Raw genomic sequence first — 13374 nt, forward strand, 5'->3', positions numbered from 1 at the left:
ATATTAGTTAATGATTAACAAGATTCTATTTAACTACTATTTTTGTTAACCGCTAACAAAATTGAAGGTGAGGAGGTCTAAACTTATTGAATAAGAAGAGTGTCATCGCCTATTACCGTAAATCAACCAATCCTAAAGGTAAGAAAAGTGATGAAGAAAGTGTAGCGTACCAAAAAAGCAGGATCCGAGAATATGCAGAGGATCATGAACTATTGATTGTTAGAGAGTTTATTGATGTTGGAGTAACAGGAATAATTGATGATTGGCCGGAATTATTAAAGATGTTTCAATACTTGGAACAAAGTGGAGAGGAAATACAAGAAATCTTATTTTACTCTATCGACCGGTTTGGAAGAGATACGCTGATTAACATCGAGTTATTAACAAAAGTTGTTGAAAAGGCTGGAAAAGCAACCTTTATTAGAGAGTCTTTGTCCACCGGTGTAGAATGGTTTAACACGTTATTTCTAATTTATTCGGGAGTAGCCCAGAGTGATCGTGAAAATTTGTTGCGAAATCTTAAAGATGGAAGAAAGGCAAAGATTCTCAATCACGGCAATTTTGATGGTAATTATACACCGCTTGGGTACTCTGTTGAACCACCTTCAAAAAGATTAGTTGCCAAGAGAAACAACTATTCGACAGATGAATTAGCAAGGCAAGAATTGAGCATTTTAGAAACTATTTATCGTTCATATTTGTTTGGGAAATCACTTCGGCAAATCGCCAAGGATTTAAATGATCGATTTGGATTTACTAAGCGAGGATGTGAATGGAATTATAAATCCGTGCAATATATTTTGAAGAATTCTACTTACATTGGGGCCTTGTCTGGAGTTTTGGAGGGGACGGAGCATTATTATAGAGAAGATAGTAATGTTGAAGTTCTCATAGACCCTGTCGTATTTGCTCTAGTACAGAAAAAATTAGAGTATGAAAGCACAGGCAGAAAAAGAAAAGACAATCAACATGTACCGGCTCTTATGTTATGCAGATTTTGTGGTAATTCCATGGAGTATAACCAGGGGCGGATCTCATGTAAACGATGCGTGACCATTGAAGATGTAGAAGCAGTGATTCAAGCAATTCATATTGAACTGGAAAGATATACAAAACAAAAGTTTAAACAGGAGGTTAATGAAAGTCTAAGAAATAAAATTATTTTACAATATCAGATTAAATTCTGGAAGATGGAGTCCAAGCTTAAGGAGCTGTTGAAAAGGAAGAATCGGATTCGGATGATGGATGTAGGTTTAAGCAGCAGAGAAAAAATGATGATTGAAAACTCCAAATTGATCAAAGAAATTATGAAGGAAAGTGGAATTGCAAAAGGAATTCTTTTGTTTTTTCAATCCTTAAATCCAGAAGAGCTTAACAAAGAGTTTTCAAAAAGGGCAACTAAAAATCTTGTTCAATTACCGTTTATTACAATCATTGATTTAGTTGATAAAAAACTTGATCTCCTATTTCTAAAAGATATCCTGAAAGGTGGAACTGCAGATGGACTTTAAAATCGCAGTTGGCTATGCAAGAACCTCTGGAGAAATAAATCCAAAGACTAGTATTCCCAATCAAATTAACGCGATTAAGGAATACTGTCAAAATCATCAAATCATTTTACGAAAAATCTATATGGATGAATGTAAAACGGGTACCAGGGTGGAAGGAAGGGATGGATATTTAGAAATGAAACATGCATTGGAGAAAGAAAATATAAACACAGTTGTTGTCAGCAATTACGACCGTTTCGGTAGAGATTCACTTGAGTTTACTAAAACAATTGTATCCCTGAAAAAAATAGGTGTTGGTGTTATTAGTGTTTCACAAGGGTCTAACAGTATAGATATGTCAACCATTCAAATAGCCATGTCCGGAATCCAAGCTGAAATGGAAAATAAATTTCGCATTGAACGATTAAAAACAGGCAGAGAACATGTGCGGAAATTGGGAAAGTTCAATATTCAACTTGTACCGTATGGATATCAACTGAATGAAAACCGCCACCTCGTAATTAATCCACATGAAGCACCTATCGTACAGGAACTATTTGAAACATTTATTCGTGAGGAAAATTTCACGAGGACCTATGAATTGATTAAGGCCAAGTATCCATCTTTTCCTATAACAACAATAATTAGTATTAAAAATACCTTATTAAAGGGATTATATATCGGGAAAGATTGCATTTTTGAAAGGAAGTCGGATGGAACAGTGGATTTTGAACTTATATCCCCACAACAACATGAGCCTATTATTAGTGAAGAAATGTTTCTTCAAGTTTTTCATGTTATTGAGAAGATTGAATCAAAATATAAAACCTCAACTAAAAGACCATACGCGAATTATATTTTGGCAAATGTGATTGAATGTGAAATCTGTAGGAAACCATTTCGAGGCAACAAATGATTTTACAGATGTAATTGCCAAAAGCAGATGCCAATAGAGGAGATTCATCAGATGTGGTTAGAGTGTTTACAGTTAATGGAGGGCAAAAATAAAAAATCATCTAGCTATGAGGGGAAAAAGGAACAAATTCTTGAAGAGATAATAAAAATCAATATCCGTTTTGCACGTTGTAATATAAGTGAGGCCACATACAACCGTTTAAGAAAGGGATTATACGAACAGCTGTCATTTTTAGAGCAAGAGGATATGGATACTGGGGTTTATGCAATACAGAATTTGACTCGATTATACAGAGAAGGAAAAAGAGTAGAATTCCAAAGGTTTATCAAAACCACAAATCTACAGTTTTTATACAATCCAGAACAACAAGTGATATTTGAACAAAACAAAACCTTGCCATTAGTGTAGTGGCAAGGTTTTATTGTAAATCAACAAGGATACAATAAGACTAGAGTGATGGGCAATTACTCTAAGTTAATTTCGGATTGTCTATTTTTTCTACCGAGCAGCAATCCTTCAATATCTTCACGAACAGAATCTTCAATTCCTGTTTGGAACAGGTTTAAAATTTGTTCATCTGTTGCCTCGTTTAAAAAATGAACAATCCATTTATTTTCTTTACTCATTCAGTCTCACCTCCTATCTTTAAAGCATTATGGACAGAAAGTGAAAAAAATAGACTGATACTAGGTTTAAAAAAATGAGAAGTTGACTATACTGAACTTCTCATTTTTTTAAACCTTTAACAGCTAAGTAGGCTCTGTAAAAATAGAAAATCAGTACGCACCAATTCCATGAAAACCTCTGGTTGTTTAATAACCAAATTGTCATGAATTAGCTGTTGTTAAGTATCTCTGCAAGTTCTCGCTGTTTGTTGAACAATAAACAATTTGGTTCGAGAACACACAATTAATAAGGTTTTTATTTAGGAGATTGGGGAATAGTGGGAAATAACCCATGAGAACAGTGCTTGTACCAGCGTTTTAAATGATCTAATATACAGTTTCAAAATAATTCTCTAATATAACATAAATGAAAAGTTAATGTTTAACAGATTTTCTTCTTGTCAATAATAATCTTGTAAGCTCATGATAATTCCACATATCCTGGGATATGTGGAATTATCAGAAGTAATAAAAAGAATTATACAAAAAAAGAGCCCTGCCTAAGACAGTGCTCAGTAGAAAATTTAATCCAAAGTTGATAGGGTATCCCTAAGATTATCAACATTTAAGTGTTGATACCGCATGGTTGATCTCAAATCACTATGGCCAAGAATAGCTGCGAGATATCTTTGGTCAGCTCCCTTTAAAGTTAAATGGGTTGCTGTACAGTGTCGGATCAAATGCGGGGTAATTTTAACTTGTATTCCTGCTGCCTTTTGGATCTTTTTTAAATGAAACCTAACATCGGCTGCACTAATTGGTTTATCTAAAAACTTTGGTGAAGGAAATACATACCTTGATTCCTTACGATACGAGTAAATATGCTGTTCCAGTAAATTCACTAATTGATCGTGTAAAGGTAGATATAAATCCTTTCCGCCCTTGATTTTTGGAAAATAAACCTTTTTCTCATTCAAGTAAACATGTTCTTTTAACAAGGTAATAACGGGTGAGATTCGGCTTCCTGTGTAATAAAGGAAGCTAATCAATACATGATAGAACGGTGAATAGTTCTTAGCTGTTTCAATCAACTGCTTCATTTGTTCTTCTGTTAAAACCGTTGTTAAGGGTGTATAAACTTTTGGTGTTTTTACTTTACTTCCAGGGTCATCACCACACCCAACCTCATTGAACAGGTATTTGGAAAAGGATTTAATAGTTGAGATATGCCGGGCAATTGAATTCTTTGCATATCCATTTCGGGTAAGAGCATCTTGATAATCAAGAATATCTTCTTTTGTGATATCCAAAACAGTTACCTGTGAACCATAAGTATCAATTAAGTGTTGATTAAATTTAGCTAAATCTTTCGAGTAACCAACTATGGTTTCTTCGGAGTATCCATTCCTAGATAAATACATAAGAAATTTCTTAACGAATACCTCGTAGTTATTTTTTACTTGGAAGATCATCCGGCATCATACTCGATTTCTGGATCTTCATAATTTTGCTGAATAAACCAGGCCAATTGACTTGAATTTAACAGAACAGAATCAATATCAAGATTTTGATTCAGTAAATACTGATATTGATTCTGAATCGTAATACTTGGTGAAAACCAGCAAAAAGATACTCCCCTTTGAGGTTCAAGAACCTGGGGGACGGTTAGGTTACATAAGTTACTAAACACATGGGGACCAATCCATTTTTCAAAGAGATCAATTTTACCCCGGTCGGATTGTAACAATTCTAATTTAAGTGAATCTTCCACTCGGTTAAATTTGAAGAACAATTGATTGTCTTCAGGGAGTTTAAGAAATCCCTCCAAGACAGCCGACTTTTCCTGATTATTTTCAAAAGACAACACCTTTTGATACTTCTCGCGAAGGTCGGTAAGTGAATAATTCGGTGTCATCTTAATTAAATGCTCATTTACTTGATTCATAAAACTCGAAATTAGCTCATCCAGTAGGGGTTGATCCATTTTCAGCAGTAATTCATTTAGTTTCTGAACAGGCTCTGGTAATTCAACCGGTGTAGCCTCACCCTTTACCTGTTTGTTTAACAGCTTTTGCTTTTCTAGTAAATCTCTTAAGTGATCAAGGTCCACTTTGAAGAACTTCGAGAATTTCTCAAGTGTCTCAACACTTGGCGTTCGCTTTCCAAGTTCAATATAGTTAATAAACGCATTGCTGATTTCCAACTGTTCGGCTAAAACAGGTTGGGTTATGCCATGTTGCTCACGAAGATTACGCAAGTAATTTCCAAGAAGGTTCTTCTTCATTTTCACATCTCCTGTTTGTTTTTTGTTACTTCCATTCATCACAATCACCTCCTTCTGCAATAAGATACATTAGTAATTTATTGCCAAAAAGAGTTGCTTTAATACCACAACCCAGAAACAAAAAACCTTCCGCTAACTAATCATTTTTTCAGTTAAACAATAGTCCAAAATTGTTGAGAATAATAAACTAATAGTGTAAGTGCGATTAACGCTAAAACTGTTGTAGTTTCTTTCAACAAGGCAATCACAAAAGCTACTGCAGAAGATACAAGAAATTATGTTATTGATCTTAACCAAGATAATGCATATGCAGCAGGTACTCCAAGTGCTGAACGTTTAGATCAGATTGATCCTGATGCTTCAGCAACATTATCAGAAGACGGTAAATCTGTTACATTACATTTTGGTGCTGCTGCATTCGCAACAGATGACCAATATTCAAAAATTAAAATCTCTGGTTTAAAAGATAATTATGGTAATGCATTATCATTCGAAGATAAGTTTTTAGTAAAAGATACAGTTGCACCAAAACTAATTAAAGCATCAATGAAAACTCCTACAACTTTAAATGCTGAATTTAGTGAAGAATTATCTGCTCCTGGATCAGTTACAATTGATGGAAATGTAGTTTCATCAGGCATTACTATTGATGGTAAAAACGTTGAGATTACAGGATTAAGTTTAGCTGCAGGTAGCCACACTGTAACATTTACTGGTACTAAAGATATCAACTCTCTAAATCTTTTAGATCCAAATCCAACATCAGCTACTTTTGTTGTGGGTGATGACAATGTTGCACCAACAGTTACTTCACTTTCAGTTCTTGGCGAAAACAAAGTAAAAGTAGTATTTTCTGAGGAATTAAATGCTGCGCCTTCAGTGAAAATTGGAGCAACAACTGTAACAGCTACTAAAGATTCTGATGATAAAACAAACAAAACTTACATCGCAACATTCACAAATGCACAAGTAGGTTATGGTACAAGCAAATTTGTTAACACTGATGTTGAAGTTGCTGCAGGATACCAAGATATGCAAGATAATGCAGGATTGAAATATACTAAATCTGTAACATTCAATCTTGATGAAACTAAACCTGTTGCGCAATCAATTACAGCTAAAGACGGAAAACTAATTGTTAAGTTTAATGAGGATGTAGCTGCTGGTACAGGAAATGCAACAGTAGACTATACTACTGCTGACGGTTTACGTTATTCAGATACATTCACTCCAACTGCTGGTGCTTATGATGCTGATGGTGATGGTGTAGTTGATAATGAGTACATTCAAATTGACTTAACAGGAAATACAAATATGACTGATGGTACTAAACTTAATAATGGTACCTTTAAAGTTACTTTACCAGGAGGCTATGTTGTAGATACTGCTACTACTCCGAATGGTTCATCATCTGGCGTATTGACTTATACTGAAACTGGATCATCATCAGATTCTAATGTTCCAGATGTCACTTCTGTAACTCCAGATAGAACTGGATTTACTATCTTATTTGATGAAGAAGTAAGCTCAAGTGCTCTACAAGTTTCTAACTACACTCTTTCTGGTGCAGCTCTACCAACTGGAACTGATTTATATTTTGATGGAGCAAAAAATAAAGTTAGAGTTGAATTACCTGCTGATAGCATTGCTACAACTGGAGATCGTCAATTAGTTATTAAACCGGCAGTAACTGACTTAGCTGGAAACTCAGTAGACACTGCTGATAGAACTCAAGTTGTAAATGTTCAAGATAATACTAAAGCTTCTCTAACAAAAGTAGCTGTAGTAGATGATAAAACTTTAACACTTACCTTCAATGAACTAGTATCTGATGGTACAATTGCTACAACTGCAACAGATGTTCAAGGTGATTTTGAGGTATATGTAAATGGTGCAAAAGTAGCTGTTACAAGTGTTGACGCAGCTGATGACAATACAGTTGGCGCAACTACAATGACAGTAAACTTAACAAATGCATTTACACTTACAGATACTGTTACTGTAAAAGTATTAGATGCTGCAAGTCTTGCACAGGATTTAGCAAGTAATACATTAAAAGCAATTTCAGTTTCTAATAAATAATTATTAAAAAAGGGACGCGGGGACTGGTTCCTTGTTCCACTAAAATTCAATAATTTATTATTGGTAAATAACTTAATAGCTTTAAAATAAGTTATGAGGAAGAACCTCAAACTGCCCTTGAAAAATAGGGTTAGTTTGAGGTTCTTTTTTTTATAAATAATTAAATAGGAGGAAAGAGAAATGCAAACTAGGAATGTGAAAGTTTGGATGGTTATTAAAGATAGAAGGTCAGGTAAATTTTTGAATGTTAAAAGGGACACGGGGACAGGTTCCTTGTCCCAGTACGTAAGTACTGATTGGAAGGAAAGCTCATTCGAGAGAAATCTTGGATTGGGCTTTTCTTTTTAACCTGGCAGCCGAATCAAATAGAAAGATAGGCTTATATTATAATCGTGTAAGATAAATAACAGCCCTAATTCCTTTCTGTGGAGTTAGGGCTATTTCTATTTGAGGAGGATTTTGAATTAGGGACACGGGGACAGGTTCCTTGTTCCACAAAAATATCTAATAATACGTCATTGATAAAAAATTAGATAGTTTCAAAATTAGTTATGAGGAAGAACATCAAACTGCCCGTAAGGGTTGTTTGGGGTTCTTTTTTAATAGGCTCTGTTAAATTTTAATGTTGATAATCTAAATAAAAAAAGGAAGCTCAATTCTCTTGGGTTTCCCTATTCTCCACAACCTGTCTATAAATTTATGTAATAAGGTTATCTTGTTAGTTTAGTCTATTTTACACGTTGAAACATTTGATGGCTTTCTTTAAATTGAACTAAATTCCATAAGTTCCCGTATAAATCTTTGAATACTGCAACAATACCATAAGATTGTTCCTTTGGTTTTCTAACAAATTCAATTCCTTTGGCTACCATTTCATTATAATCTCTCCAAAAGTCATCTGTCCCGAGGAAGAGAAAGACTATTCCACCAGTTTGATTTCCAATGAAAGATATTTGCTCTGGATTTGAAGCCCTTGCAAGCAATATAGTAGTTCCAGACGAGCTTGGTGGTGATAAAAACCTAAAATATGAACTCTCATATTTAGTCATTTCATCAAATTTTAGAAGATGAATGTTTTAGTAGATTTCAATTCCAAACATACGAGGAAGTTACTCAGAAATAGCATGGTTTATGAAATTCTTTAATGAACGCCAAATGCATTCCAGTATTCAAGATTTATCACCAAAAGAATTCTATGAAAAGTAAGGGGCGTTGACGATAAAGGAAGTTCGGGTGTAGATGGGCTTAATAAAGTCCGAGCACCAGCTTGATTTGGAATGGCGGGCATGATAGCCTTGTTTGGCGATACCAACTGTACTAGTAGCTGGCTTCTTGGCAGAAGAATCATGCCCGCAGAGGCTCCATGTCAAGTCCTAAAGGAAGAAAAGATCATAAATGAAATTGCTTCATCTCATGAAATTCATGTTAATTCCCCTTTTTAGAATCCTGAACATTTAAATATTATTAATCCATTTATGATTATATTTCAAATTACTTCTTTCTAAACAACATTACAAAGATAAAAAAAATAAATAAAATAAAAAGGAGGCCAATATTTGAAAGAAACTCCTCCATTATTTGATCACTCCCTGTCATTTTTAAGGTGTAATTATGGTTCTAAACGAACAATAAGAGCTTTGGCTTTCATAATCATTCTTATTAACATGATATGGTTTTGGAAATATAATAATTTGATAATTTTGCTTCTTTTTTACATTTGGTAAAATTAACCTAAAGACATCTCTTTTACCAGGAGATATCTTCATATAATTTACAACATTATTATTTATTAGAGGAACTTGATTCCAGTTCAACATAGCAATAGCAGCATATTCCATATTTTGATTTTCAGGTGCACCTAACGACAAAAACACTTCTTTATCTCCTTTATTTGAGTATAACACTTTTAATTTATCTTTTTGTTTACTAAGAAATACATTGTCAATTGGTCCTTGATTGTATGTGTATTGAGGCTTTTCATATGTAAGGTTAATATCTTCTTGAGTATTATTCAGCATAAATCTTAATGGAAGAACCTCCTGTAGTATTGAAGCTTTATTAAGATCTTGATCTTCAACTAAATACTCAGGTTTTTTTACAATTATAAAATCAATCTCTTTATCTAATTTAGTAATTGGAACATGCACAGTAATATTTTTTTCAGAATTAGGTTTTATATTTATCAGATATGAACTGTAAGTCTTTTTTGATACTTTAAACTTAGTCTGCTTAAAATCTTTCATTATCAGAAGCATATAATTTCTATTATCGTTTATGTAATGACCAATTGAAATAGTCGTTTCCAAAACACCTTTTTCATATTTTAAATTTGAACCCTCTGTTATAAAGTTCCCATTAGAATTATACAATCCATATGATATTTTATTACTATTATTTTGTGTATCCACTTGCACATTTTTGTGAATACCTTTATTTTGTTCTGTTGAATCCCGTTTCTTATTATCATAATAAATAAATGTTGTATATATTACTACCATGATTAATAGTGCCAATATTAGCAAAATAATTGTATTTTTTTTCAAAGACATAATTAGTCCTCATTTCAAAAAAAGACTAGAATATTTATTCTAGCCTTTTCGAATGTAATATATTTATTACCAATAAGCTTTTAGTTCGCTAGTTATAGTCTCATAACCACTCTTTTTATAAGTGTGATTACTAATCGCATAATCATCACCAAAAAAGATAGAACTATTAGCTTTTGCTGATACAAATGTTGAACTTTTTTCAGTCGCACTACCACTGTCAATTAAACTACCATCGCCATTGAAAGTCCTAACTTTAACATAGATAGAATCTTCCTTTACAGTAGCTGAGGAAGATCCAAGAGCATAATTACCAGAAAATAAAGGTTCTTTACATTCTAAATTTGAAGAAACTGATATTGTTGCTTGAGCGGATAAAACCCCTTCCATGTTTAAAGGAAGTTGATACTGTTCTACCGGCTCTCCAAATTCAATTAATGTTGGTTCTGCTTCAGCAGCAAAAACCGGCATGGAACTTAAGAATATTCCTAACCCAACGCTAGAGCTTAAAGCAATTTTTTTTAAAGACATAACAATTCCCTCCTATATAATTTGTATACATGAAAGTTATTCTTGTAAGATATTACTATTATAAGGTAATTACAGGAAAATTACCATATTATTCTAGTGCGAGTATTTACTAACTGTATAGTCTATTTGTAATAAACTTCAGTTATTGCATTTATTTGGAAGGAAGATTCAAACATCTTCTACTTGTACTACTATATTTCTATTAGAGTTTGTAAAGAAAAAGAGTAGCATCATATTGCTAAACAAAGTCAGATTGACAAATCAGGGTTACGAACATAGGATGTCAATTCAACTAAATATATAATCGTATTTCACTATCTAAATTGATAGAGTCAGATTCATCATTAGAATCTGGCTCCATTTTTTGTTCATTCCATATGGCCTTTCAGCATAAACCAACAGCGTTGGATGGTGTCAGGCACTATAATCTCAGAGGACTCTTCAAAATATTACAAAACTATTAGAAGGGACAAGGGTACCTCGTCCCAGCATGTAAGTGCTGATTAGAAGGAAAGCTCATTCGGGAGAAATCTCAGAATGGGCTTTCCTTTTTGACTTGGCAGCTGAATCAAATAGAAAGATAAGGGGCTGTCCAAAAAGTCAGTGAAAGCTGATTTTTGGAGCCCCTTTTTTAGGGACACAGAGAGAGGTAGAGACCACTGAAAAAGTACGCTTGTTTGAGGACTAAAAAGTCTCCGTTTCCCTGATTACAACTGGAAAATGGAGACTTTTGTCTGTATTTTTAAAATATATGTAAGTTAATTGAGTAGATGGCTGCTTTAAAAAAGGGACACGGGGACAGGTTCCTCGTTCCACAAAAATATCTAATAATACGTCATTGATAAAAAGTTAGTTATGAGGAAGAACCTCAAACTGCCCGTAAGGGTTGTTTGAGGTTCTTTTTTTATTAAAAAGGAGATGAAAACTATGTTGATTTTAAAATGTCTAGTAATATTTAGCCTTTTGGGATTGTTGAGCATTGTAGTATTACATTTAATCTATCAACTATCAAAGCCATTTCGCACAATTGCATATTTTGCATATGCAACTGCATTTGGTGTTAGTTTTATTGGTTATATTTACCTTAATATATTTTGAAGGGACAAGGGGACAGCGTTCTGTAGTTTTATAAAAAAGATTGATCATTTAAAACAAAGTTTGATTATTTAAAACAAAGATAGATTAAATCCTGTGTTGATATGCAGGATTTTTTCTTGTTCAACAAAACCAGCCAATAGTTGTCAACATTTTTTAATAAAAACTTAAAAAAATTCATGTTATACTAAATTTGTATATGCCAAATAACCTTCCAAATACTATGTTTGGAAAGTTTTAGTTTATTTAGTAAAGTGATTAAATCAAGCTAAATTTTGGAACGAATTTTTGTTTCTTAATAGTGCATAGATCCAATGTAAGAGTTTATTGGCACAGGCAATTAAAGCTACTTTATAAGGCTTTCCTTCTTCGCGTTTCTTATCATAAAAGGCGCGTAATCGCTTGTTGCGTGGGATGATTTCATCCGTTGTTTTTTGTTTACGACAGTCACGAATGGCACATTTCGCAGCCATATATAGGGCTTGTCTTAGTCTACTGGATCCTCTTTTAGTAATTCGATTTTGAGTACCTTTGAATGTTCCAGATTCAAAGACAGTTGGATCAATGCCTGCAAATGCAACTAGTTTTTTAGGGTGATTATATTTTTCAATCTCACCAATTTCGGAAATAATCGTGGCGGCGATTTTTTCACCGATACCAGGTATTGATTGGATAATCTCATATTCTTCAACACTTTTCGCTAAAGCATCTATCTCATTTTCAAGCGTGGATAGATGTTTTTTGTATGCAAGAAGCATTTTTATATACATGTCTAGACTTAGTGTAAGACTAGAATACAAATTTTTCTGAAATGGGTTTTGAGCTGCGGCGGTTAGTAACTTTTCAGCTTGTTTATATGCCCATTGTAATGATCGAGTGTTACAGAATTCCTTTATTTTAGTCGCTAATAATTCTATATCAGCTTTCAAGACTTCTTCTGAAGTCGGATAAGCTTGTAAAATTAGTAACGATACATCTGAGTATAAGGTCCCAAAGACCTTACTGTATTCAGGAAATACTTGATCTAAAACTGCCTGAAATTGAAGTTTGGTTTCTACAACTATTTGTGTAATATTATCGTGCTGCCTTGTAAGATTACGTAGATTCAATAATTGGATACCTCTCTTTTTATAAGGCTCTAAATCCTCTTTATAGTACAGCTCGCAAAGGTGACCAGCATCTATTATATCTGTTTTTACCTTTTGTAAACTAGAACTCTTTGCTTTATAAGATATAAGTGGATTCACCATAATGATTAAATATCCTCTGTCCTCAAAATATTGAGCAACGGGTTTGTGATAGTGTCCAGTAGATTCTAATACGATCGGAGGTCGTTCTCCTGCCACATCCTCTAACTCTTTAATAAAGTCTAATAAACTAGCTAAACCTTCAAAGTTATGTTGTACTTTAAAACTCTTTTTGTATGGTTTCTTTTTATCCAAGAATGCCTGAACCTGACTTTCACCTTTCGCTACATCCAGACCAATGACTGGATTCATTCAAATTCCTCCTCCAAAAATAATTACCGGTACCCCTAATCCTTCATGTAGTGTCATAGCTTCGCTTGTTATACGAGATCTAGGTCCCAACCAGCCTCAAACATGTTTCTACAAGTAGGGGGTGAACTGTTTTGCGGACGGGATCATGGTCCCACGGGCCATACGTTCTACCCCGACTACAGTAATCATATATCGATATAAAAAATTCTCAACCAGAAATATCTGGCTGACCTTATAATACGATCGGGCCAGATTGTGGAGTAACTTATTTTTATAATAATGGATATTAAAGTTTAAGAAGAGATGGTGAAGAATTGTACTAAAAC

The 13374-nt window shown here is 33.7% G+C and carries 11 protein-coding genes and 1 pseudogene; 5 read left to right on the plus strand and 7 right to left on the minus strand.

Annotated features, from left to right (window positions below):
- The first annotated feature begins 86 nt into the window (after positions 1-86).
- From ACE38V_RS11350 to ACE38V_RS11360, 3 genes are read left to right on the plus strand one after another with little or no spacing between them, the layout of a single operon-like run.
- Positions 87-1511, plus strand: coding sequence for a recombinase family protein (locus ACE38V_RS11350; protein WP_375841363.1), 1425 nt, complete (start codon positions 87-89; stop codon positions 1509-1511).
- Complete coding sequence (locus ACE38V_RS11355) at positions 1501-2406, plus strand: recombinase family protein (RefSeq protein ID WP_375841364.1); 906 nt, start codon at positions 1501-1503, stop codon at positions 2404-2406. The genes ACE38V_RS11350 and ACE38V_RS11355 overlap by 11 nt, the downstream gene beginning before the upstream one ends.
- Positions 2407-2457: 51 nt before the next feature.
- Positions 2458-2814, plus strand: a complete 357-nt coding sequence (locus ACE38V_RS11360) for a hypothetical protein (protein ID WP_375841365.1) — start codon at positions 2458-2460, stop codon at positions 2812-2814.
- A 56-nt stretch (positions 2815-2870) separates the two neighbouring features.
- On the opposite strand, the gene ACE38V_RS11365 is transcribed toward ACE38V_RS11360, so the two are convergent.
- The 3 genes from ACE38V_RS11365 to ACE38V_RS11375 form a co-directional block, all read right to left on the minus strand.
- Positions 2871-3032: a hypothetical protein gene (locus ACE38V_RS11365; protein WP_375841366.1), complete on the minus strand. Its 162-nt coding sequence runs from the start codon at positions 3030-3032 to the stop codon at positions 2871-2873.
- A gap of 563 nt (positions 3033-3595) precedes the next feature.
- The gene (locus ACE38V_RS11370; RefSeq protein WP_375841367.1) at positions 3596-4483 is read right to left on the minus strand and encodes a tyrosine-type recombinase/integrase; all 888 of its coding nucleotides are present in this window, start codon (positions 4481-4483) and stop codon (positions 3596-3598) included.
- Positions 4480-5334 carry a helix-turn-helix domain-containing protein gene (locus ACE38V_RS11375; protein ID WP_375841368.1) on the minus strand — a complete coding sequence of 285 codons (855 nt, stop codon included), beginning with the start codon at positions 5332-5334 and terminating at the stop codon, positions 4480-4482. The genes ACE38V_RS11370 and ACE38V_RS11375 overlap by 4 nt, the downstream gene beginning before the upstream one ends.
- 507 nt (positions 5335-5841) lie before the next feature.
- On the opposite strand from ACE38V_RS11375, the gene ACE38V_RS11380 reads away from it, so the two are divergent.
- Positions 5842-7377 carry a hypothetical protein gene (locus ACE38V_RS11380; RefSeq protein ID WP_375841369.1) on the plus strand — a complete coding sequence of 512 codons (1536 nt, stop codon included), beginning with the start codon at positions 5842-5844 and terminating at the stop codon, positions 7375-7377.
- A 180-nt stretch (positions 7378-7557) separates the two neighbouring features.
- Positions 7558-7725 carry a hypothetical protein gene (locus ACE38V_RS11385; protein WP_375841370.1) on the plus strand — a complete coding sequence of 56 codons (168 nt, stop codon included), beginning with the start codon at positions 7558-7560 and terminating at the stop codon, positions 7723-7725.
- A 380-nt stretch (positions 7726-8105) separates the two neighbouring features.
- On the opposite strand, the pseudogene ACE38V_RS11390 reads toward ACE38V_RS11385, so the two are convergent.
- From ACE38V_RS11390 to ACE38V_RS11405, 4 genes and pseudogenes are all read right to left on the minus strand, one after another.
- A pseudogene (locus tag ACE38V_RS11390) lies at positions 8106-8393 on the minus strand (VOC family protein); the annotation flags it as partial.
- Between the two features lie 582 nt (positions 8394-8975).
- A complete protein-coding gene (locus tag ACE38V_RS11395; RefSeq protein WP_375841371.1) occupies positions 8976-9926 on the minus strand; it encodes a hypothetical protein in 951 nt (316 codons plus the stop codon).
- Between the two features lie 66 nt (positions 9927-9992).
- Positions 9993-10454, minus strand: a complete 462-nt coding sequence (locus ACE38V_RS11400) for a hypothetical protein (protein WP_375841372.1) — start codon at positions 10452-10454, stop codon at positions 9993-9995.
- A 1358-nt stretch (positions 10455-11812) separates the two neighbouring features.
- Entirely contained in the window at positions 11813-13048 is a 1236-nt protein-coding gene (locus tag ACE38V_RS11405) for an IS110 family RNA-guided transposase (protein WP_375841373.1), read from the minus strand.
- Between the last annotated feature and the right edge of the window lie 326 nt (positions 13049-13374).

This window comes from Cytobacillus sp. Hz8 (assembly GCF_042263505.1).
Classification (GTDB): Bacteria; Bacillota; Bacilli; order Bacillales; family Cytobacillaceae; genus Bacillus_BE.

Coding starts and splice junctions, on each gene's coding strand:
- ACE38V_RS11405 (WP_375841373.1), bottom strand. CDS start 13,048: ATGAATCCAGTCATTGGTCTGGATGTAGCGAAAGGTGAAAGTCAGGTT.
- ACE38V_RS11380 (WP_375841369.1), top strand. CDS start 5,842: ATGAAAACTCCTACAACTTTAAATGCTGAATTTAGTGAAGAATTATCT.
- ACE38V_RS11385 (WP_375841370.1), top strand. CDS start 7,558: ATGCAAACTAGGAATGTGAAAGTTTGGATGGTTATTAAAGATAGAAGG.
- ACE38V_RS11355 (WP_375841364.1), top strand. CDS start 1,501: ATGGACTTTAAAATCGCAGTTGGCTATGCAAGAACCTCTGGAGAAATA.
- ACE38V_RS11370 (WP_375841367.1), bottom strand. CDS start 4,483: ATGATCTTCCAAGTAAAAAATAACTACGAGGTATTCGTTAAGAAATTT.
- ACE38V_RS11365 (WP_375841366.1), bottom strand. CDS start 3,032: ATGAGTAAAGAAAATAAATGGATTGTTCATTTTTTAAACGAGGCAACA.
- ACE38V_RS11360 (WP_375841365.1), top strand. CDS start 2,458: ATGTGGTTAGAGTGTTTACAGTTAATGGAGGGCAAAAATAAAAAATCA.
- ACE38V_RS11400 (WP_375841372.1), bottom strand. CDS start 10,454: ATGTCTTTAAAAAAAATTGCTTTAAGCTCTAGCGTTGGGTTAGGAATA.
- ACE38V_RS11395 (WP_375841371.1), bottom strand. CDS start 9,926: ATGTCTTTGAAAAAAAATACAATTATTTTGCTAATATTGGCACTATTA.
- ACE38V_RS11375 (WP_375841368.1), bottom strand. CDS start 5,334: ATGAATGGAAGTAACAAAAAACAAACAGGAGATGTGAAAATGAAGAAG.